Annotated in this window: 19 protein-coding genes; 6 read left to right on the forward strand and 13 right to left on the reverse strand. The window is 59.9% G+C overall.

Features of this window, described 5'->3' with window-relative positions; translation table 11 throughout:
- Positions 1–256: 256 nt before the first annotated feature.
- A complete protein-coding gene (gene fbaA / locus JIN78_RS14445) occupies positions 257–1285 on the reverse strand; it encodes a class II fructose-bisphosphate aldolase (RefSeq protein ID WP_200392698.1) in 1029 nt (342 codons plus the stop codon).
- A gap of 224 nt (positions 1286–1509) precedes the next feature.
- On the opposite strand from fbaA, the gene JIN78_RS14450 reads away from it, so the two are divergent.
- Entirely contained in the window at positions 1510–2265 is a 756-nt protein-coding gene (locus tag JIN78_RS14450; RefSeq protein WP_200392699.1) for a hypothetical protein, read from the forward strand.
- 97 nt (positions 2266–2362) lie between these two features.
- Here JIN78_RS14450 and JIN78_RS14455 read toward each other — a convergent pair whose 3' ends face one another.
- The 3 genes from JIN78_RS14455 to JIN78_RS14465 are packed head-to-tail and all read right to left on the reverse strand — an operon-like array spanning position 2363 to position 5947.
- Positions 2363–2830: an iron-sulfur cluster assembly scaffold protein gene (locus JIN78_RS14455; RefSeq protein WP_200392700.1), complete on the reverse strand. Its 468-nt coding sequence runs from the start codon at positions 2828–2830 to the stop codon at positions 2363–2365.
- Between the two features lie 2 nt (positions 2831–2832).
- Positions 2833–4413 carry a PDZ domain-containing protein gene (locus JIN78_RS14460; protein WP_200392701.1) on the reverse strand — a complete coding sequence of 527 codons (1581 nt, stop codon included), beginning with the start codon at positions 4411–4413 and terminating at the stop codon, positions 2833–2835.
- 31 nt (positions 4414–4444) lie between these two features.
- Entirely contained in the window at positions 4445–5947 is a 1503-nt protein-coding gene (locus JIN78_RS14465) for a S1C family serine protease (protein ID WP_200392702.1), read from the reverse strand.
- A gap of 63 nt (positions 5948–6010) precedes the next feature.
- On the opposite strand from JIN78_RS14465, the gene JIN78_RS14470 reads away from it, so the two are divergent.
- Both JIN78_RS14470 and purD read left to right on the forward strand, forming a co-directional pair.
- Entirely contained in the window at positions 6011–7003 is a 993-nt protein-coding gene (locus tag JIN78_RS14470) for an agmatine deiminase family protein (RefSeq protein ID WP_200392703.1), read from the forward strand.
- Positions 7004–7040: 37 nt separating this feature from the next.
- Positions 7041–8288, forward strand: a complete 1248-nt coding sequence (purD, locus tag JIN78_RS14475) for a phosphoribosylamine--glycine ligase (RefSeq protein ID WP_200392704.1) — start codon at positions 7041–7043, stop codon at positions 8286–8288.
- A 5-nt stretch (positions 8289–8293) separates the two neighbouring features.
- Here purD and JIN78_RS14480 read toward each other — a convergent pair whose 3' ends face one another.
- From JIN78_RS14480 to JIN78_RS14500, 5 genes are all read right to left on the reverse strand, one after another.
- Positions 8294–9895 carry an arylsulfatase gene (locus JIN78_RS14480; RefSeq protein ID WP_200392705.1) on the reverse strand — a complete coding sequence of 534 codons (1602 nt, stop codon included), beginning with the start codon at positions 9893–9895 and terminating at the stop codon, positions 8294–8296.
- Positions 9896–9920: 25 nt separating this feature from the next.
- Complete coding sequence (locus tag JIN78_RS14485) at positions 9921–11402, reverse strand: sulfatase (RefSeq protein ID WP_200392706.1); 1482 nt, start codon at positions 11400–11402, stop codon at positions 9921–9923.
- 21 nt (positions 11403–11423) lie between these two features.
- Positions 11424–14387 (reverse strand): sulfatase-like hydrolase/transferase, encoded by a 2964-nt coding sequence (locus tag JIN78_RS14490; protein ID WP_200392707.1) that lies wholly within the window; start codon positions 14385–14387, stop codon positions 11424–11426.
- 118 nt (positions 14388–14505) lie between these two features.
- The gene (locus JIN78_RS14495; protein WP_200392708.1) at positions 14506–15129 is read right to left on the reverse strand and encodes a hypothetical protein; all 624 of its coding nucleotides are present in this window, start codon (positions 15127–15129) and stop codon (positions 14506–14508) included.
- 14 nt (positions 15130–15143) lie between these two features.
- Positions 15144–15656, reverse strand: a complete 513-nt coding sequence (locus tag JIN78_RS14500) for a DUF5069 domain-containing protein (protein ID WP_200392709.1) — start codon at positions 15654–15656, stop codon at positions 15144–15146.
- Between the two features lie 126 nt (positions 15657–15782).
- Between JIN78_RS14500 and JIN78_RS14505 the strand changes: the two genes are divergently transcribed.
- Positions 15783–16112, forward strand: coding sequence for a hypothetical protein (locus tag JIN78_RS14505; protein ID WP_200392710.1), 330 nt, complete (start codon positions 15783–15785; stop codon positions 16110–16112).
- A 23-nt stretch (positions 16113–16135) separates the two neighbouring features.
- Entirely contained in the window at positions 16136–17101 is a 966-nt protein-coding gene (locus tag JIN78_RS14510) for a coiled-coil domain-containing protein (protein ID WP_200392711.1), read from the forward strand.
- Here JIN78_RS14510 and lipB read toward each other — a convergent pair.
- The 4 genes from lipB to JIN78_RS14530 all read right to left on the reverse strand — a co-directional run bounded on the left by lipB (position 17098) and on the right by JIN78_RS14530 (position 19980).
- Positions 17098–17727 carry a lipoyl(octanoyl) transferase LipB gene (gene lipB / locus JIN78_RS14515; protein ID WP_377174636.1) on the reverse strand — a complete coding sequence of 210 codons (630 nt, stop codon included), beginning with the start codon at positions 17725–17727 and terminating at the stop codon, positions 17098–17100. The two genes, JIN78_RS14510 and lipB, sit on opposite strands and share 4 nt — an antisense overlap.
- 19 nt (positions 17728–17746) lie before the next feature.
- Positions 17747–18250, reverse strand: coding sequence for a crossover junction endodeoxyribonuclease RuvC (gene ruvC / locus JIN78_RS14520; protein ID WP_200392713.1), 504 nt, complete (start codon positions 18248–18250; stop codon positions 17747–17749).
- Between the two features lie 25 nt (positions 18251–18275).
- Positions 18276–19418 carry an OmpA family protein gene (locus tag JIN78_RS14525; protein WP_200392714.1) on the reverse strand — a complete coding sequence of 381 codons (1143 nt, stop codon included), beginning with the start codon at positions 19416–19418 and terminating at the stop codon, positions 18276–18278.
- Positions 19419–19539: 121 nt separating this feature from the next.
- Positions 19540–19980 (reverse strand): hypothetical protein, encoded by a 441-nt coding sequence (locus JIN78_RS14530; RefSeq protein ID WP_200392715.1) that lies wholly within the window; start codon positions 19978–19980, stop codon positions 19540–19542.
- Between the two features lie 129 nt (positions 19981–20109).
- Between JIN78_RS14530 and JIN78_RS14535 the strand changes: the two genes are divergently transcribed.
- Complete coding sequence (locus JIN78_RS14535; RefSeq protein WP_200392716.1) at positions 20110–21591, forward strand: TrkH family potassium uptake protein; 1482 nt, start codon at positions 20110–20112, stop codon at positions 21589–21591.
- Positions 21592–21593: the final 2 nt, after the last annotated feature.

Raw genomic sequence — 21593 nt, forward strand, 5'->3', positions numbered from 1 at the left:
TTGAAGTAAATAGCTTATGGTGAGTTTTTCTGTAATTCTGTGTATTATAGGCTAATAAGAAAAGAGGGGTTCGATCCCCCTCGCCTCCACCATTTCCTTTAAAAAAGAGCGACCTGCGGGTCGCTCTTTTTCGTTGGGACCGGGCGGGGGAGTGCGGGATTGGGAATGCGGAACCAACAAAATTGGGAGGAGACTCCAAAAAAACCTCCCGGCCGGAGGGCTCGGGAGGTTGGGAAAAAGGAGAAACGGGGAGGGCTCACTTGGCGAAGATGCTCTGTCCGGCGGACTTGAGCTCTTCGCAGGCTTGCACGAGGCGGGCCGCGACGCTGGCCTCCGCTTTTTTGAGGTAGCCCCGGGGATCGTAGGTCTTTTTGTTGCCCACTTCGCCGTCGATCTTGAGCACACCTTCGATGTTTTCGCACATGTGGGTCACGATGGGACGGGTGAAGGCGTATTGGGTGTCGGTGTCGATGTTCATCTTCACCACGCCGTAGTCGAGGGTCTCCTGGAGGTCTTCGGCGGAGGTGCCGGAGCCGCCGTGGAAGACGAGGTCCATTTCGGCTTCAGCGCCGTATTTGTCCATGACCACTTTCTGGCCGTCCTTGAGGATGGCGGGCTTCAGTTTGACCGCACCGGGCTTGTAGGCGCCGTGGACGTTGCCAAAGGTGGCGGCGAACATGAAGCGGCCGATGGGATTGAGGGTTTCGTAGACCTGCAGCATGTCCTCGGGGGAGGTGTAGAGCTTTTCGGCAGGCAGGCCGGAGGTGTCGTGGCCGTCTTCCTCACCACCGACGCAACCGGCTTCGACTTCCAGGATGATGTCGAGTTCGGCGCATTCCTTGAGGAGCTCGGCCGAGATTTTCAGGTTTTCATCGAGGTCCACCACAGAGCCGTCGAACATGTGGGAGTTGAAGAGCGGTCCGAGGCCCTTCTCCTTGCGGGCGCGGGACTCGTCGAGGAGAGGGCGCAGGAAGGAGTCCACCTTTTCCGGGTGGCAGTGGTCGGTGTGCAGGGCGATGAGGACATCGTATTTCTCGGCGAGGCGGTGAACGGCTTCGGCAAGGACGATGGCTCCGAAGGCGGCATCGGCGACATTGAGGCCGGAAGCAAACTGGCCGCCACCGGTGGAAACTTGGATGATGCCGTCTGACTTGGCGTCGGCAAAGGCCTTGAGGGCGGCATTGGCCGTGACGATGGAGGTGATGTTGATCGCAGGATAAGCGTAACCACCCTTCTGAGCGGCATCCAACATATCCCGGTATTGAGCAGGTGTTGCAACAGGCATGGCGAGGCCCTTAGCGGAAAAAAGGGCTGCGCGCAAGGGCTATGCCACGACTGGGGAGAGCAGGGGGGCGCGGACGGAAGGGAAATCGCATCCGGTTTGTCCTTTGATCTCTTCGGCTCGCCTGTTGCCATAGGCAAAGGGGAGAAAGGTGCCGAAATCGTCACCTGAGGTGAGTGTTTTTCCCTATTGTTCTTTGCGGGCAAGGTCGTCATAGTGCGAGGGCTATGTTGAAAAAACTAATTGCCCTCGCGGGGGCCTTGTTGGCGCTGGTCGGTCTTAGCGGATGTTTGGAGATGGATATCTCGGTCAATCTCAAGAAGGACGGTTCCGGAACCTTGGTCGAGACCATGACCTTCAATGCCCAGACGGCGGCGATGATGAAGATGGGGGCGGCGGAAGGGGCCGAGGATCCTTTCGCTGAGTTTAATGAAGAAGAGCTGAAGAAAAAAGCGGCGGAGTATGGCGAAGGAGTCGAGTTTGTCGGAGTGGAGAAGAGCGAGAATGCTGATGGGAGCCTCTCTTTCAAAAGCACTTACAAGTTTGCTGATGTTGATGATTTGAACTATGATCCTGGTAAAGCGATGGGTGATGAGTCCGAGGGCAATCCCATGGCTGATTTTTCTTTTGAGGATGGGGTGCTCACGATCGTGACTCCGGATCCTTCCAAGGAGGAGATGGCGATGGCTGGTGATATGAGTGACGAAGAGATGGCCATGATGGCTCCGATGATGGCGGGCTTGAAGATGAGCTTCAAAATCGTTGCGGAAGGTGGCATCGCCAAGACCAATGCTCTTCATCACGAGGGAGACACGGTCACGGTGATGGCTTTCGACTTTGATGAGATTCAGAAAAACGAAGGCGGAATGAAGGCTCTGAATTCTTTGGAGGCTGAAAACCGGGCCAAATTCACCAAGAAGGCGGCCGAAATCAAGGGCTTCAAGGTGGAGAGCCAAGAGAAGGTCACCATCAAACTGAAGTGAAAGAACCGGACCCTTTTTGAGACGAGAGAAGGGAAATTTTTTAGGAAGAGCGACTCTCCGGATTTTGGGAGAGTCGCTTTTTTTTGAACTCGTCGCGTTAATCGTCGCTCAAAGGGACGATGCGGATGGTGCCCTTGGGTTGGTTTTGGGCGATATTGCTGGCGAGGGTTTGCCCACCGGAGGGGCTTTCGCTGCTCGTGCCTTCGAGGGCGTTTTTGAGAGCGTTTTCGACCAGCTGTCCGCAATGAATTTTCATGGGCGGAAGGGGGCCGAGGTCGCCGGTGAGGTCTTCGCTTTTGAGGGCAGCGGCTTCTTCGGTCGATTTGCCTTTAAGGAGTTGGGTGGCCATGGAGGCTACCGCGATGGCAGTTTGGCAGCCAAAGGCTTGGAAGGAGGCGCGGTCGATGACTTTTTTGCCGTCTTTTTCGGTGAATTTGAGCCACATGCGAACCATGTCGCCACAGTCGGGAGAGCCGACGGTGCCCACGCTGTCGGCGTCGTCCATCTCGCCGACGTTTTGAGGGTTGGCGAGGGCTTCACGGGTTTTTTCTTCGAAGTCGTTCATTGTTATTCGTTGGGGGTTTGAGGGACTGGGGGGACGCTTTTTTCCGGCAGGCGGCTGAGGCTGGGGAGTCCCTGGCGGAGGAATTGTTGGTCCACTTGATCGGAGAGAGCGGCGTCGAGGTAGAGGGTGCCGGGGGCTTCGTCCAGCCCGATGCGATGGATGCCATCGGTGGGTATTGCGGTGAGAGCGTCGGCGAGGTCGCGCAAATTCCGCACGGCCTGGCCATTGGCTTGATTCACGATGAGGCCGTGGAGGCGGTCGTAGCCGATGGTGGCGGGATTGGGGAGCACGCGGGAGAGAAAGACGATGCTTTCGCGTTCCTCTTCGTAGTCTTCGGGGTTTTCCATTGCGTGCATGAGGTCCAGAGGCGCGCGGGTGGTCCAGTTGTCCCCATGGGCTTCCAGATATTCGCGGGAAAGCTCCTGAAAGACGAGTCCTCCCTTGATGAGGAAAGTGGGCGGGGAATCGTTGAGATGGCGGGGAACGAGGGGCTCGGGGGCGGCTTCCAGAGTGGCGGTGATGACTTCTTCCTTGCCATCGCGAAGGATGGTCAGGCTTAGTTGATCACCCACCGTCTTGGTGGAGCGGATGAGGACGGACCAGGGAAGGGGGCCGTAGGAGGGGTGCTCGAAGTAGCCCCGGCGATCCAGCTGATGCTCGTCGATGGCGAGGAGGACATCGCCAAGCTGGAGCCCGGCTCGCCCGGCGGGACTGTCGGCCTTGACTTTGGAGAGGTAGAGTCCGCCCCCGTCGCTGGGGAGGCCCAGATAGTCGCGAAAGGACTTGTCTTCGGTGCGGGTGATGGCCACGCCGAGGACGGGGAAGCCCTCGTAACTGCCATCGCGGGCATCACGGAGGAAGGTGGCGATGATTTCGGGAGGGATGACCTCGGAAATCTGGTCCTCGGAATCGTAGCTGGTGAGAACGCCCAGGAGGCGGTGGCCTTTGGTCACCGGGAGGGTGAAGGACGAGGAGGCGGACTGCATGGATCCCTTCACGACATAGGTCAGGAAGGAGTAGCCGGAGAGGAAAGAAGCGGCGGTATCGACGGCCCGGATAGTGGCCCGGGTGCGCAGGGTGGTGCCGTTGCTTTCCACCTGCCAGACGCTCACGGAGTCGCCAATGTGGGCGGGGGATCCCAGCTGCAGGGGGGTCTTTTTTTGCAAGAAGCCTGCGTCGCCGATGGGGGCGAGGAGGGCCAGATTGGCTTTGTAATCAATGGCGATGACTTCGGCCTGCACCGATTGCGAGGAGTCGGCGGACTCGAGCTCCAGGTAGGTCTGATTGGCGACGAGCTCGGCGGCGGTGAGGATTTCGCGGGGGGAGATGAGGGTGCCGAGACCACTGCGGCGCTGGGGGTTGTTGCGTTGCCAAGGTTGGCCCGCATTGAAGGTCTGGATGGTGGAATTCACCCGCACAAAGCTGTCGAGGATGTCCTCGCTGGCTTCGCCCACCAGCTCGGTGGCCCCGGAGGCAGAAGCCGGGGTGGGGAGTTGGTCGGCCGGGGAGGCGGCAGGGGTTTCGGCCGATAGCTGGGGCAGCAGTAGACTGCTGGCGAGGAGGCTGGAGAAAAGAGGTTTCATTATGATGGATAAGTTTGCTGGAAGGGGGGCTTCAGTCTTCGCCGAGGTAATGGGTGGCGGGAATGTTGTTGGTGCCCATGAGCCGCTGATTGACGGCGGGGACGCGGGCGCTGGGCAGGACCAGGGGGCGGCCGCGATCTTCGAATTCGAAGACGGTGAACTCCGGTTGTTCATTTTCATACAAAAGCTCGTGGGCGTGGCGAAGGTCGCGCACTTTTTCGCCATTGATGCTATCGATGATGGAACCGGCGAAGGAGGTCATGTGGACGGTGAGTTCGTCACTCTCAACCCGTGTCAAAACGAGGATTTCGGGTTTCTCCTTGAAGAGGCCTTCCCGGAGATAGCGCTCGGTGAGGTGGCGGGTGGTGACGTCGGTCAGGCGGTGGGCAGACATCACATTGAGGCTGAGGGGCTGAATGACGAGTCCGCCGTAAAAAATGTATTCGGGGCGCTCGTCATAAATGATGCTGAAAAGCGGTGAGCCCGGGAGGGGCGCCAAGGTGATGGTGGCTTGCCGCTCCTCTCCCTCGCGGAGAAAGTCGAGGGTGACTTCGTCTTTTGCGAACTTCCGCTCCACGATTTCGTGCAGCACGAGTTGCTCGCCTGCCACATTGATGTTGCCGGCCGAGTCGATGGCATTGCCGTCGATGGCGAGAAGGATGTCGTTTTCCTGCAGCTGGCCATCACAAGGCCCTTCCGGAATTACGCTGGTGACGAGCACGCCCCGATCGTTGTCGGGAAGGCCCAGGGCCTGGCGCATGGCGGGATTGAAGAGTGGGAAGGTGCTCACGCCGAGGTCGACGTATTTGTCGTATTGACCGTCCTCGATGTCTTTCAAAAAGCGGCGGATGACGGGGGTCGGGATGATGTAGCCGGTGTTGTCGGCTTGGGTGAGACCTTGGAAGGCTACGCCGATCACTTTGTCATCTTGCACCGCCGGGCCGCCCGAGTTGCCGGGGTTGATGGCGGCATCGACCTGGATGATGAGGTGGGAATCGGCTCGGGAGTGGGAATAGGGGCGGAAGTCGATGCGGGAGACGATGCCCCGGGTGACGGAGAGGCGATCTCCTCCCACGGGGTAGCCGATGGCGCGCACTTCGGAGTCCAGCGCGGGCATGCCGCCGATGGGGAGGGGGGCGAGGCCGGCCAGCGGGGTGGGGTCTTCCAAGCTGATGAGAGCAAGGTCGCAATCGTGTGCAATGTGCTGGATGACTGCCGGGAGCTTGCGGGCGGAGTTGCGCTGGGTGACGAGGATGCGGCGGGCGTTGGAAACGACGTGGGCATTGGTGAGTATCTGGTTGGGCCCGATGAGGAAGCCCGTGCCATTGCCGCCGGAGAATCCGCCTGTATTCCATGGGGTGCGGTAGTCGGGATTCTGGGTGGCGACCTCGATGCGAAGGACGGAATCGAAGAGGTGGCTCTGGGTGGCCTTGGGCGAGGGGGCGGGCTTCTCCACCACTTCGGGCGGGGGAGCAAGTTGGGCGGAGAGAGGAAGGCAGGCCAAAAGGCCGGAGAGGAACAATCGCGTGAGCATGGAAAGAAGCCTAGTGCCAAATTGCAGGCTGGCAAGCGCCCGGAATGCCGGTAAAGAAGCGCCATGATGCAACGCAATGAAGATCGATTCGTGATGCCAGCCGAGTGGTCGCCGGTGGAGGCGATCTGGCTAAGCTGGCCAGTGGCTCCGCAGCTGTGGGGCGGCATCGCCCGTGCGGAGGTGGAAGCGGAGTTTGCCCGCTTGGTGGCGGTGATTGCGCGCTTCGCGCAAGTGCGGCTCTGTGTGCAGCTCGACCAGCGCGAGCGGGTGGTGGAGCTGGTTCCGCAGGCGGAGGTTTTTGCCATTGCCACCGACGATGTCTGGTGTCGCGACCACGGGCCGACTTTCTTGCGCCATCCCCGAACCGGAGCGGTGGCGATGGTCGATTGGCGCTACAATGCCTGGGGCGGGAAGTTTCCTTTTGAGAAAGACAACCGGGTTCCCGCCGCGATTGCCGCTTTACAGCAAATTCCCCGCTCGGTGAGCTCTCTTGTCTGCGAAGGAGGGGCTTTGGAAAGCAATGGTGCGGGTCGGATTCTCACTACTGAGTCGGTCTTGCTGAATGGCAATCGCAATCCGGATTGGGATCGGGAGGCTGTTGCCACTGAGTTGAAAGCCCAGCTGGGGGCTGTGGAGATTCTCTGGCTGCGGGCTGGGCTGGAGCACGATGATACCGATGGGCATATCGATATGGTGGCTCGCTTTGTGAGTGAAGATGCGGTGCTGGCGGTGGAGCCCGCAAGCGAGACGCTGCGCGACAACTGGAAGCGGCTGGAAGCGGCAGGACTGCAAGTGCGGGCGCTGCCCTACGTGGGGGAAATCGCGGAAGGCATCGAGGGGAGTTATGCCAATTTTCTCATTGTCAACGAGGGAGTCGTCGTGCCGCAATATGGCTTGGCGGGTGATGCCGAGGCCTTGGCGGTGGTGGCGGAGGCTTTTCCCGGAAAGGAAGTGGTGGGCTTTGACTGCCGATTGCTCGGGCGGGAAGGGGGCGCGGTCCATTGCCTCACCCAGGGGCAGTGGCGGCGGGGTGATGTCCCGTCTTCTTGCGATTAAGGGTTGAGCCTTTCCTGCCGCTGGGGCAGAAAGTGGCATGAAGATTCTCGTCGTGGGAAAAGGAGGCCGGGAGCACGCTCTGTTGCGTGCTCTGCAAGAGTCGGGTCGGGAGGTTGAGCTCTATTGCCATCCCGGCAGCGATGCCATTGCCGAAATTGCGCAACCAGTGGCGGCCGGCGGAGTGGCCGAGCTAGTGGGCTGGATGCTGGGCTCCAAGATCGACCTCTGTGTGGCGGGGGAGGAGAGCTATCTCGTGAAGGATGAAGGCTTGGCCAATCTCTGTGCCCAGGCTGGCATTCCCTGCTGGGGCCCCCGCAAGGAAGCGGCGATGCTGGAAGCCAGCAAAGGCTTCGCCAAACACTTCATGCAACGTCATGAAATCCCGACCGGAAAGGCCTGGGTCTGCGAAGATATCGAGGAAGCCCGTGATGCCATCGGAGGCAAGTATCCCACCGTGCTGAAGTTTGATGGTCTCGCCGCCGGCAAAGGGGTGGCTGTATGCAACGACGAGAGTGCGGCGGACGAGTTTTTGGGTGAAGTCTTTTCGCGCAAACGTTTTGGTGAGGGCAAGCTACTTGTCGAGGAGTATTTGGAAGGCCCCGAGGTCTCCATCTTCGCGGCGGTGAGTGGCGAGGATTATCAAATCTTCACTCCGGCCCGCGATTACAAGCGCATTGGGGAGGGTGACCAAGGGCCCAATACAGGTGGAATGGGCGCGGTGGCCAGTCGCCAACTGGTGACCCCGGAAGAGTTGGTTCGCATCGAGGAGGAAATCGTCAAGCCTACCGTTGCCGGACTGGTGGCTGATGAACTCGACTATCGCGGTTTTCTTTACTTCGGTTTGATGATGACGGCTGCGGGTCCGAAAATTATCGAGTATAACTGTCGCTTCGGGGATCCGGAGTGCCAGGCGGTGATGCCACTCGTGCAGGGCGATTTGGTGCAGTTCTGTCTCTCGGGCGCGCAAGGCAAGCTTCAGCAGGATCTTCTGACTTTTGACCCCGGTTGGAGTGTTTGCGTGGTCTTGGCCAGTGCGGGTTACCCGGAGAGCTCCCGCAGCGGAGATGTCATCGCCGGGCTCGATGAGGTCGACGAGGCCCGGATCTATCATGCAGGCACTCGCAGAGAGGGGGAGCGCTGGGTCACGAATGGAGGCCGGGTGCTCGCGGTCGTCGCGGGTGGCGAAACCCGCGCAGAAGCGGTGGAGCGGGCCCATGCCGAAGCGGCCAAGGTCACCTTCGACGGCAGCCAACGCCGGGCGGACATTGGCCGGTTGCATTTTTAACCCGCTTAGGAACGGGGGCGGGGGTAGACCTTGGCCTCGTGTGCCCATCGCACCCACTTGTCGGCAAGTTCTTTGAGCTTCTCGGGTTGAGTGGGGGCGAGGTTTTGCAATTCGGTGCGGTCCTCGGCCAGGTTGTAGAGTTCCCATTTGGAGAAATCCGGCTGCGTGGTTCCGACGAGGTGGTTGCCCACCAGCTTGTATTCCCCTTCTAGGAGAAAGGCATTGCTCTCGTGCTCCATGGCGAGAAAACCTTCCCGCGCGAGAGGCTCTTGTCCGAAGGAGGGGCGGAGGGAAATGCCTGAGAGAGGGGGCAAGGGATTGCCGTGCATCTGCCCGGGATAGTCCGCGCCCGTGACATTGAGCAAGGTGGGCACGACATCGAGGATGTGCCCGGGGGAGCGATACCACTCGCTCTGGGCCTCGATTTGTGCGGGCCAGTGCAGGAAGAAGGGGGTCGCGGTCCCGCCTTCGTGGGCATGGTGCTTGTAAAGGCGGAAGGGAGTGGAGCCCAGATTGGCCCAAGCCTCTCCGTAGGAATTGGCGGGCTGTTGGTTGCGGCGGGCGATGTCGTAATATTCGCCGCGACCCAGAGGACCGCCTTCCTGACAGGCTCCATTGTCGGAGAGGAAGAGAATGAGGGTATTATCCAGCAATTTTTGCTCATTCAAGAAGGCCGTGAGTTTGCCGATATTTTGATCCACGCGGTCCACCATGGCGGCATAGATGGCCATCTTGAGGTCCATCTCGTCCTGCTTTTCTTTGCTGAGGGAATCCCAGGCAGGGACGCTCGCGGGGCGGGGGGAGAGCTTCCACCGGGGATCGATGAGGCCGAGTTCGAGCTGCCTTTGGTAACGCTTCTTGCGGAGTTGGTCCCAGCCGAGTTTGTATTTTCCCCGGTATTTGGCGATGTCATCTTCGAAGGCTTGGAGGGGCCAATGGGGGGCGGTGTAAGCGAGGTAGAGAAAGAAGGGGTCATCCGTTTTTGCTTCGTTCTCAGCGATGAAGTCGATGGCATAGTCGGTGAAGGCATCGGTGGTGTAGAACGGCTCGTCAGTGGTGGAGAGGGGTTTTTCGAGGGGAGTATTGTCCCGGGTCATTCCCCGGGGGTGTTCGGGGTAGAAGAAGCGGGTGGCCCCGGGGATGCAGCCATAGAAGCGATCGAATCCGCGTTGGAGTGGCCAGCGATCCTTGTCGTGGAAGCCCAGATGCCACTTGCCGGTCATCAGGGTCGAGTAGCCAGCGGGCTTGAGCAGCTCGGCCAGGGTGGCGCAGTGGCGATTGAGGTAGCCTTGATAGGCGGGAGGCTCGGGCTCATTGATATGTGTGGGCGAGCTGGTCATGTGCCCGATGCCCGTCTGGTGGGGATGCAGCCCGGTCAGCAAGGTCGCTCGCGTGGGGCAACAGCGGCCGCCATTGTAGAAGTGGGAGAAACGAACTCCGCCGTGGGCCAATTTGTCGAGATTCGGGGTCTCGATTTCTCCTCCCATGTAGCCGAGGTCCGAGAATCCCAGGTCATCGACCATGATGAGCAGGATATTGGGTCGCTCGGCGGGCAAGAGCGAGGCGGCGAGGAGAAGAGTGCTGGTGGCCAGAAGGAGTAATTTCATAAGGCGGGACTGGGGAAAAGGGGGGCTAGCGGGGGCTGGGATAGAGAGAGAACTTTTTCTTCATCTCCGCCACAATAGCGGGGTGCTCTGAGGCGATGTTCCTGGTCTCGAGGGGACTCTCCTGAAAATCATAAAGTTCATAGACCAGGTCCTCGCTGCCCGGGCGTCCCCATTGCACGAGGCGGTAGCGTTCGTTGCGGATGGCCCAGCCGAAGCGTTTTTGCGGATAGCAGTGGGTGATGTGGTCCCGGATGCGCGCTTTCGGATCTTGCAAGACAGGCTTCAGGCTCAGTCCGTCAATGGGCTGGGGACCGGCCGGTGGCGGGAGGTCGGCCAAGTCGCAAAGGGTGGGGAAGAGGTCCACCGTCGAGGCGAGTTGCCCGGTGGCGGAGCCGGGCGCGATACCGGGGCCCGCGATGATGAGCGGGATGCGCGTGGGCTGCTCGAAGTTGTCGTGTTTGCTGAAGCGATTGTGGGTGCCGAGGTGCCAGCCGTGGTCGCCCCAGAGGACGACATAGGTGTTTTCCGAGAGTCCGCTCTCCTCGAGAGCAGTTAGGACTTTGCCGATCTGAGCAGACACATAACTGGTGCAGGCGTAATAAGCGCGAATCATCTCTTGTTGGAATTCCTCATCATCGAAGCGCTCGCGACAGGGGAAGTAGTTGAAGAGCTCAATGCCTTTGTTTCGTAGGGCGTAAGGGGGACTTCCTTCAGGAGCGGTGCGCACGGAGGGGAGTTCGAATTTGTCGAGAGGATGAAGGTCGTAGTATTTCCTGGGAGCGGAGAAAGGAAGGTGTGGACGAGCGAAGCCCGCGCAGAGGAAGAAGGGCTCGCCGCTTTCCTGGAATTCGTTTAGGTAGTCTATGGCGCGCTGGGCGGTGCGTCCGTCGGCATAGGCCTCGTCGGGCGCGCCCGCGATTTCTATCGCCGCCCCCCGGCCCACTTTCTTGTCTGCGAGGAAGCTCTCGCGCTCGCCTGGGGAGAGGTGATGAAGCTCGAAAAAGACCTCTTCTTGGCTGATCGAGGTCTCGCGGCTCTCGGGCAGGAGGTATTCCACCACCTTGTCTTTGTGGACGAGATCGAAGGACTGGTCGTCGCCGCTGTTGCCGTGTCCGACATGAAAGACTTTGCCCAGGGAGAGGGTGCGGTAGCCTCCGTGGTTCTTGAAATGCTGAGGCATGGTCACCGCCCCGGAGTAGCGCTCGCGCAGATTGGTGCCGAGCCCGTAGAGGCCGGTGGAGGTGGAGAGACTGCCCAACATGAGGTTGAAGCGGGAGGGTGCGCAGACCGCTTGGTTGCAATAGGCGGACTCGAAGCGCAGCCCTTTTTTGGCGAGGGCGTCGATGCCCGGCGTGATGGCTTTCTCGTCCCCGTAGCAACCAAGGGCGGGTTTCAAGTCGTCGACGAGAATGAGTAGGATATTGGGCCTCTCATTCCCTCGCAGCATGCCAGTGAGGGTGAGCAGGAGTGTGGCGGCAAAAAGGGGGATTCGGGAGTGGATGGTCATCAGGAAAGGCGGTGTTCGTGCTTATCGGGAGAGTTCTGAGAGAGAGAAATCGCGAAAAGTGGCGGCGGTATCGACCACGCGCAGCCCGACCCTGCCCGTGGGATAAGTCTCATCGCGAAAGGTCAGCACCTCTTCGTCATTGAGAGAGATAGTGAATCGGGGACCTCGGCCTTGCACGCGAAGGTGATGGGGCTGGCTGTGGTCCAGAGACAGGGCGACCCGGTGCAGCTCCTGCCAACGATGGCCATCCATCTTGCCCGCAACCAGCAACCGGGTGCGGGGAATGAGCCCCGCGAAGTAGCCACGGTGGGCATCGTAGCCCACGCTGGGGGCGGTGGTGCGAAAGAGGAGCCCGGCATCGCGGGACTCGGCCCCGCCCTGGAAGTCGATGGTGACGGAGGCGCTGAAATCTGCTGGGGTGGGAGCGGAAAGGACCATTTTTTCCCCGCCGCGATAGACATTGACCGGATGGGCGACCTCTTGGCCGAGGGTGAGGCCCGACTCCCCGATTTGATAAAGTTGATGATGGCCGTAGTAGTCCCACCCTTCGAGGGTGGCAGGCTGCTGCAAGGTATTTTCGTAAGGCAGGGAGAATTTGCCCAGGGGCTCGCCGGAGGGGCGGGGGAGAGGCACGTTGGCCGGGACCGGAAGGCCGAACTCAGGGTAGCCTTGGTCATTGAAGAACATCGGCTGAGCGAAAATGGCACGCCGCCAACCCGGTTCGCGGTCCCGCTTGGCATGGAAGAGGTGCCACCATTCCGTGCCATCGGGGGAGGGTGCGAAGCAGCTGTGGCCCACTCCGTAGGTCTCCTTCGTAGAGCGAAAGACTGGCTCGGGGTGTTTTTTCCAAGCCGCTGGGTCGAGCGGATCGTCGCCGATCAGCTCGAGGAGACCGAGCTTGTAGGTGGGCAGCCAGGAGGCCCCGCAGGAGTAGGTCACGAGAGTGCGCCTCGGGCTGGGCACCACTTGGGGGCCCTCATTGAGGCCGCGCCCCCGGCCCTCGGGCTCGGTCATTTCCCAAGGATAGTCGGCATTCCCACAGAGTCGCACGCGGGGACCGGAGAGCTCGGTGGGGGACTTCATGGGCGCGATGTAGAGGAATTGGCGGTCGGTATCGGGGCCGTCCCAGCCGGACCAGATGGCGTAAAGGCGGTCGCCGATGGGCAGTGGAGTCATGTCAATGGCCCAGAGATTGGGCGAGCGGCCATCCGCGCCTTCGCCAGTCGCCAGGGGACCGTGCAAGTCGTATTCGCCCAGAGGATCCGCTGTGCGGGAACGGAGGACATAGGCGAGGTGGTTGCGGTTCTGGCCATCAGAGGCGGCCATGTAGATGTGCCAATGCCCTTCGAGGAAATGGAGCTCCGGGGCCCAAACCTCGCGGGAAAAGGGGCCTTCTGCGGGAGCCCGCCAGACGAGATGTTTTTCGCCCAGGGAGGTGAGGCTGTCGCTGGTGTGAATGGCGATGCCACGATTGCCATCGGAGAAGCACCACAGGTAGCGATTGGCCTTGGCATCGCGCACCACCCAAGGGTCGGCTCCTTCCCCAATGGCATTGACAAAATGGTCGTCGGCAAGGGGAGCGGTGGCCGCGTAGGCGGGGTCTCCCTCATCGCGGGGCAGGCCTTCGTTCCACGCCTTGAGCTGGGCGGACATGGCTTGCACCAAGTCTTCCTTCTCGGGCGCGAGATTGTTTTTCTCCCCGGGGTCGTCTCCAAGATGATAGAGCTCGGCTTCGGTCCCTTCGTAGTTCACCAGCAGCTTCCAATCGCCCTGTCGCATTGCCAGGTCGGGATTGGCTTGCCCGCCTTCCCCAGGGCGGTCGGGGGGACGACGCCAGAAGAGGGGAGCTTGGCGGCTCCCGGCTCGTTCACCCTGCAGGACCGCGCTCAGGTCCTCTCCATCGAGCGAATGCCCGGCGGGAAGATCGGTGTGGGTGAGGGAATAAAGCGAGCGGTTGAGATCGAGCGCGGAAAACACCGAGGTGGTGTTGGTGCTTCCCGGCGCGTTCCCGGCTTGCAAACCGGGCCCCCAGACGATGAGGGGCGAGCGGATGCCTCCCTCGTAAAGCCAAGTCTTGGCCCCCCGAAGCGGTTTGGAAGAGCCGGCTCCCTCCTCGTGGCCATTGTCGGAGCAGAGAATGATGAGGGTGTTTTCCCGCAAGACCTTATCATGGCGAATGTGGTCGAAGAGTGGGGCGAGCTGCTCATCCATCGCCTCCAACACGGCGTAATAGAGCGCGCGCTTGGATCCATCGCTCTCATCGCGAAGAACTTCGGGCGGAAAGAAAGGGGAGTGAACGTCGTCCGGCCAGAGATTGAGAAAAAAGGGCTGCTCCTTTTCCGTGGCCTCTTTGATGAAGGTGAGGGCCTCGGTGACGAAGGCCGCGGTGATTTGGGAACGGTCTTTCCAGATGATGGGGCCCCGCCCCAGACGTGCGGACCCCAAGTCGTGGCGCTGTTTCCGGCTGCCATCGTAGGGGTCGCAAAGGGGGAGGAAGCGCTTGCCAAGTCCTTCAAAGTTGGTGGTGCTTCGGTCGAATCCGTAGTCTTCGATGAGAGGCGCGTCGTAGACATCCCGTTGCCCGCCCATGTGCCACTTGCCGAAGTGTCCAGTGGCATAGCCCGCCTGCTGCAACTCGCGGGCCAGGATGGGGGCCTCGGGATCCAGCCATTGGGCCATCCCTCTTTCGTGATTGGCGCGCCGGTGATTGAGGTAGGAAGTGATTTGCCAGCGCTGTGGATACTGGCCCGTGGTGAGGGCCACCCGCGAGGGCGAACAGATGGGAGAATTGACGTAGAATTGCGTGAAGCGGATGCCTTCCTGAGCCAGGCGGTCGATATTTTCGGTCTGGGCGTGCTGACCGCCAAAGCAAGAGAGATCGCTGTAGCCCAAGTCGTCAATGAAGACGGTGATGATATTGGGCCGTTGCGGAGAAGCGGTGAGCGCCGCCCAAAAAAAGGGGAAAAGTAGGAAAAAATGCTTCATGCAGAGGAGAGCCGAGACTGCCGCAGCCGGACCCTATTCCGCTATGATGAATGCGTAGAGCTTTTGTCAGATTTCTGGTTGGGAACTCTGGGGGAGAGAGGAAGGTTGCTGGAACCCGCTAGCTCTCAGCTTGGTCAAAGAGGGCCCTCACGCAATGGGCGGACCAAGTTTCCAACTGCGGAAACAATTCGCCTAGTAAGTTTTCCTGGGACTGAAAAGATAGGTTGGCGAGTGCGTCCTCGTTGGAGGCGACCTCCGCGCTCTCCAGCTCGAAGAGATGAACAATCCCGAGATGGACCCGGCCCACCTCGTTGGAATCGTCGTTGATGAGACCGACAATGCGGTTGCTGTAATCCCCGCCCAGATTGAGCTCTTCCCCAATCTCACGTTCGACAGCCGCGTAGTAAGTGGCTTGGCCGAGGTGCTCCTCACCCGCGTCCACGGGATTGATGTGCCCGCCGATGCCAACCGAGCCTTGGGCGTGGAGGCGGGATTCGCCCGAGCTTTTTCCTCGCGTGTAGTGGAGCACGCGCCCCTCGTGATGAAAGACGCAGTAGGGGATGAGCTGCTTGAAGCCCGGGTCCTGTTCCGCCAGGTCGCGGTCCATGAAAAAATTGTGACGCGGATCGAGGAGGGTATCCACATAAGGGCTCCAGTCCGCGTGAAAACCCTCGAAGGCCCCCAATTCGTCGAACAGGGCGCGGGGGACAACGAGGACTTGTTCTCCTTGGTATTTTGACATCGCGGCGAGCTTGCTCAGGAATGGTCCCGAACGTAAGCCGCGATTTTGGCATCATCGTCACCCGCCGCCCAGACATGGCGCAGGAAGTCCGCCGGGTGGATGTCCCCGTGCTTACGCAGGAAGTTGCGGTCGCCGCCGCAGCCAAACATGATGTCGGGGTCCAGTTCGCCCTTCAATTTGGCCCGCGCCTTGGTAATGATGCGGGGGAGGTAAGCGATGCCCTCCAGCTCGTCGCCAAAGGAGGGGAGGTCGCGCATCGTGATTTCGTGGCTGGAGAGGCTCCCTCCCTGTGCCACCAGGAGATAGTCCCGGCGCACCGAGGCAACCAAGAGTGCGGTGGAGCGGGCGGGCGATCCTTCGTCGACGAGGTCCTCCACAAAGTCGAACAATTCGCGGGGTTTGTAGCCGATTGACTTCAGAAAGGCCAAATCGGCTTCCGAGTAGTAGCCGGTGAAATCGCGGTCTCCAGCCTGATAACGGCTCACACATCGGTCGAAAAGCTCGAGAAATTGTTCGTTCCAATCCATAGGGCCCTAAGCTGGCTTCCCTGCCGGGCATTGCCAGCGGAAAATTTGGCCCCAATTTATAAATATTTCGGAATTGTCACTGAATTTTCTTGGTTCGCGGATGAGGAACCCCTTACGTCGGGAATAATGAAGTTGCCCCCTTGGTCCCTACTCCTCGCTCTATCATCCTGTTGGTCTCTCAGCAGTTGCCAAGATGAAGAAATGGTCGCCCTCAACCGGGAACAACAGCTCAGGATCGATGAGCTGCGTGGGGAACTGAAAATCGTCAAGAGCCGCTTGGATGAAAATTGGTCGCGGAATCTGACCTCCCAACTGGAACAGACTCAACTTTTGGTGAAGGAAGCCGAGGGGGTGGTGGCTGATTTGGAGCAAGAAAAAGCTCAGCTGGAAGAGGAGCGAAAAGCGGAAGAAGAGCGCTATGCGAACTATCGGCGCGACTATCCGGTGGGACAATAATCGATCAATAGAAAGAAGAAAAAATGTCGGATTTTATGGATGGAATGCGCTCTCCGGGAGCAATCGGAGTGATTCTCGGAATTGTGGTTTTGGCTGGCTTTGGGGGGCTCTCGACGATGGTTTTTGACGATCGCTTCAATGGGGATGCGGCCGCTCGCTTGAAGGCGGAGATCCAGGAGCAGAAGATTGAAATACTCACTCTCGAAAATGACATCGAGGTGGCGGAGCGGCGCATCGCCCAGCAGCAGGAAAATGAAGGGGTGGCTCGTGAGCTGGCTGTGGTGGAAAAGTCTTTGCAGCCTCTCGAAGAGCGTCAGAAAGAGCTCGCGAAGGCGATTGAAGAGGAAAAGGTCCGGATCGAGGAAATCGGCGAGGAGTTGTTGTCCTATCGGGACGAGTATCGGATCTACGAACGGAAACGGGCTATCGGTGAGATCTTTGATGAGATCGTCCTGACCACCGGGAAGAAATTGCAGCAAGCTGAGATCAAGGAGATTTTTGCTGACAAGATTCGCTTCACCACCCAGTTCGGCAGTTCTTCCGCCACTTGGAAGGAGTTACCGGAGAGTTGGCGGGATCGGTTCCAAATTGGTGAAGGAGAGCTGGAAGCCCATCGGGAAATGATGACCCAATCCCGCGAACAACGGGCGGAGAAAATGGTGGCTTTGCGCAAGGAGCGGAACGCGAGTCTGCGCAAGATGGAGTTGAAAAAGTCCTTGGAGCGGATCAACCGGGACCTTGAAGCGAGCCGCGTCGAGATGGAAAAGGCCCGGGCTAATGTGGCGATTCTCAAGTCCAAGGCGGGAAGTCTTCGCAATCGGGCCCAGGACGCCCGTATCAGGGGCAGTGTTTCCACTCATTCCAATGAGGCTGACAAGGCAGAGGCTTCCGCCGAGCGTTTGTCGGCCGGGGTGCGTCTTGCGCAAAACAAGATCAAAGAGCTGGAGAAGGAAAAGGCCCGCTTGGAGAGGGTCTTGCGGGACCTCTAGGAGGGCAGCTTGGCCAGTTCTTGAGAGAGGAAGTCGGGGTAGCTTCGGGCGGCGGTGGCCAGGTCGAGGGGGGGAGCACCCTCATTGGCGAGGCAAGTCATGCGCACGCCCGAGAGTCCGCAGGGAGTGATGGCCTCGAAGGGGCCGAGAGATTCCGGCCGGAGATTGAGGGCAAAGCCGTGGTAGGTGATCCACTTGCTAACGCCGACGCCGATGGAAGCCAGTTTGCGCTCTTCCCGCCAGATTCCCGTGAGGCCTTCCCGTTGGTGGGCGGCCACTCCGTGGTGTTGGCAAAAAGCAACGAGGGAGAGCTCGAGCGCGCGGAGATACTGATGAAGGTCTTTGCCAAAGGCGCGCAAGTCGATGATGGGATAGCCGACCAATTGGCCGGGCCCGTGGTAGGTGGCTTGCCCTCCCCGGGAAATCTCATGCACCGGGTAGGGCAGGTGCGAAGGCTCGCGAAGGGAGGATTGATCGCGGGTGCGCCCGATGGTGTAGACGGGAGCATGCTCAAGAAGGAGGAGGGTGTCGGGCCGCGAGCCCGCCAGGCGTTCGGCCAGCAGTTCTTGCTGCAGGGCGAGACCGCTTTCGTAGGGAAGGTCGGTTCCCAGGTTCCTTATCTCCAGGGTCATGGGGCGGTGTCGGTTAGATTTCTTTGCGGTCCAGGGTTTGTGCTTTGAGGGGATCGGAGGCGGTGAGGTGGGCCAGGGCGATGGCGAGGGCGTCGGCGGCATCGGCAGGAGGGGTTTCCGCGAGGCCGAGAAGGGCTCGCACCATGAAGGCGACCTGAGCCTTGTCCGCCGAACCCTTGCCGACGACCGCTTGTTTCACCTTGCGGGGTGCGTATTCGTAGATGGGCAGCCCCCGGTCGGCGGCGGCAATGAGCGTGGCGGCCCGGGCGGCTCCCATGGAGATGGCGGTGCGGTGGGATTGCACGAAGATGATGCCTTCTACAGCCACTTCATCCGGTTGCCATTTCTCAATCTGATTGGCGATGCCGGTGCGGACGGCGGCCAGGGCGCGCGATTGGGGGAGGCGGCGGGGGATGGTAATGACGTCGTAGGCGAGGGCCCGGGGGCGCCGGCCATCGCCTTCCAACACCGCGAAGCCGGTGTTTCGGATGGCGGGATCAATGGCCAGGACACGCATGTTCAGGAAAATGCAGCCGCCGACTTCAGGGCCGGATTTCCCAGATTTCGCAGATCTGGTTCAAGAGGGGCTGTTCGCGGGAAAAGCGGCTGGTTTCATTCAAGAAGACAGCGCGCACAATCTGGTTTTCCCGTTTGTCCTGATTCACCTGGCTGGCCACCGAGGTCGCCCGGTCCGAGGACAATTGGCGGTTGGTTTCGAATTCACCCGTCTTGGAGGCGTAGCCGACCACAAGGAAGAAGGCTTCGGGGTGGGTGGCGGCGAGATCATTGCGGATGATGCTGATTTTTTCGGCAGTCAGGTCCGCGGAGCCGGTGTCGAAAGTGATGGCGCGCAGGCGGCGGGCGTTCAGCTGCTCCTCGATGCGCTGGTATTGGTTGTCGAGCTGGGCGGGTTCGTAGCTTTCCAAGCGTTCCAGCTCCCGGAAGAGATGCTGGGCCACTTCGGGCAGTGCGGTGGAATCCTCCACGAAGAGGATGTAGCGGTTGAGGGCGGCTTGCAGCCGGGCAATCTCGGCCTGCAGCTCACGGTTTTGGGTGCGCAGTCCCTCTAGATTTTCCACTTGGGCTACCAACTCGTCATTTTTGCGACGCAGTTCCGCCAAGGTTGCTTCATCCGGACGTTGGCGCAACCGCTCAATTTCCTGTTGAGCATTCTGGTAAAGGGTTTTCAGCGAGCTGAGTTCCTCGGTGAGTTTGTTGGTGCTGCTCACGCTTTCGCTCATCTCGGTCAGGCGTCGGCGCAAGTCCTGGATGGTCCGGTTCAAGGATTGTTCGTTGCTCCGGGCATTCTGGAGGAGTTCTTCCTTTTGTTGCACGGCACTCCCGATTTCGCCAATGAGACCAGCGAGAGTATTGGCCTCGGTGGCGATTTCGTCGGCCAGGAGAACGGGATCCACTCCGAAGTTGTTCTGACTGGTTCCGTAATTTCCTTGGGCCGTGTTTTGATTGGCGTTTCGGAGAGCCTGGATGCGGGCTTCCAGCGCAGCCACTTCGGCGGAGTCGTCCTTGGTGGAAGGTTGGCTTTTGCTATCGAAGACGAGGAAGAGGAGGAGCAGGATTGCCGCTCCGAGGACCAGCCCGATGATGAGGTTCTGGTTGCTGGCCGGGGTCGCGGTCTGGGAAGGCGGGGTGGACTGGGGAGGAGAAGATTGGGTTTCGTCGGACATGGTTGCGAAGGCAGGTGGGTGCGAGGACCAAGGAGTTAGCAGATGGCCGGGGAGGCGGCAAGAAAGACTCCTGTGTGCCGAGGGAGATTTGCAAAAACCCACGCGCGCGCAATCGCTCTGCTCAGAACAACATGGCCACCAACTCTTCGTTGGAGAACAAATCGGGGTCGTCGGCGGCGGTCAGCAGCAATTCTGTCTTGAGGGAACTCTCCAGGGAGTCAGCCACTTCAGCCGGGAAGGCCTCCCCGGTGGCAGAGGCCGGAGAGGTGGTGAGGGAGGGGGCTTCCGTCGGCTTCAATTGGGGGGCGAGAAGGGCTGCGGCGAGAAGAGCTAGAGCGCCTGGCACCAGCACCCGGGGCTGTCGGAAGAAAGTCCAGAAGGAAGAACGGCGGGCGGGCTCGCTTTCCTGCAGGCGAATCTCGCGCAGCACATTGCGGCTGAAAAACGGACTGGCCTGAGGCTCGCTGGCTTCCCCGAGAAGGTCCCATAATTCTCGGTCGGAAGACTCGTTGAAGTCTTCACCGGCAGGCGATTGGTGGGCTTGGGAAGGCGTGTTCTTCATCTTGGTCGGTCTTTTCAACCCCTCCGCAGCGCGAAGGTTGCGCCAGACTGCCATTTTTTCTGAGCCAAGAAAAGGGGAGGACGAAGAAATTGGTTTAGCTACCGGTCGCATTCCGCTTGGATAACGCAAGTGAATTTCAAGCTATTGGCACGTGTTCTCGGTCTCCTTCTGATGATGGAGAGTCTGGCTCTGCTGGCCTGCACCCTATTTTCCTTTTTCGAAGCTGGTTGGGAATCGTCCGCAAGCCGGGCCCTCGCCACGGCCACTCTGACGGCGCTTTGTCTGGGGCTTCTCCTCGTGCTTGTCGGGAGGGGCAAATACGAGCGCATCCCCCGGCGGGAAGGGGTGCTCATCGTGGGAGCGGGGTGGATGACTTCCACTTTGATTGGTTCCATCCCGTTTGTTCTGTCGGAACCGGGGCTGAGTCCGGCCGCCGCATTCTTCGAGTCGGCCTCGGGGTTGACCACAACGGGCTCGACCGTGATTTCCGATCTTTATGCCTGGCCCAAGGGGGTTCTCCTGTGGCGGGCGGTTTCCCAATGGTTGGGTGGCCTCGGTATTCTGGTTCTTTTTGTGGCCCTGCTGGCTAGTCTCGGGGCGGGCACAAAGTCGCTCTTCCGCAATGAGTCCTCATTTGAAGCATCCGAGACTTCCCATGCCAAGATTCGCGACACGGCTCTTTTGCTCTGGAAGTTGTATCTGGTGATGACGGTGGTGTGTCTGCTAGGGCTGCGCGCGCTGGGGATGACTTGGTTCGACGCGGTGTCCCACGCCTTCACCTGCATGTCCACTGGCGGTTTTTCCAATCACAATGCCAGCATCGGCTATTTTTCCACTTGGGAAACGGGTCTGGCCATTGAGCTGTGGCTGATGTTTTTCATGCTGTTGGGGAGTATCAGCTTCCTCGTTTATGTGGTGATTCTGCGCCGCAACTGGAAGAGGCTTCGCAATGAGGAAGAAGCCAAGTGGTATCTGATTTTCATCCTGGTCGCCATCGTGAGCATTGTGGCCATCAAGTTCGTTCTGGGTGGGCGCGAGCTGTGGGCCAGCTTGCGGGGGGCATCATTTACCGTGGTCTCCATCGTCTCATCGACCGGCTATGGCACGGAGGACTTTGAGCAGTGGCCGGTGGGGGCGCATTTCATCGTGCTGGGCTTGATGTTGATGGGAGGCTGTGCGGGGTCGACGGCGGGCGGAGCCAAGGTCAGCCGTATCCTGCTTCTCGTGCGGGCGGTCCATCAGGAAATTGTGCAAGCCTTCCGGCCCAATCAGGTCTTCCGATTGCAAGTGAACGGAAACTCCATCAACAGCCAGAGTCGTTCGCAGACGGTCCTTTTTGTGGCTCTCTTCTGGTTCATCGCCATCGTGTCGATGATGGTGGTCTCGGTTTTGGAGACCACCAACGGGGTGGATTTTGAGACAACGGTGGCGGCGGTTCTGACCACGCTGTCCAACATCGGGCCCGGCTTTGGCGCGGTGGGGCCGACCGATAATTTCAGCCACTTCGGGGATGCCACCTTGGTTTATCTCGCCCTTCTCATGGTGATGGGGCGATTGGAAATCTTTGCCTTTCTTGTCCTCTTTGTCCCGGCGGCCTGGCGTCGCTTCTAGCC

It is taken from the genome of Roseibacillus ishigakijimensis (assembly GCF_016595415.1).
Classification (GTDB): Bacteria; Verrucomicrobiota; Verrucomicrobiia; order Verrucomicrobiales; family Akkermansiaceae; genus Roseibacillus; species Roseibacillus ishigakijimensis.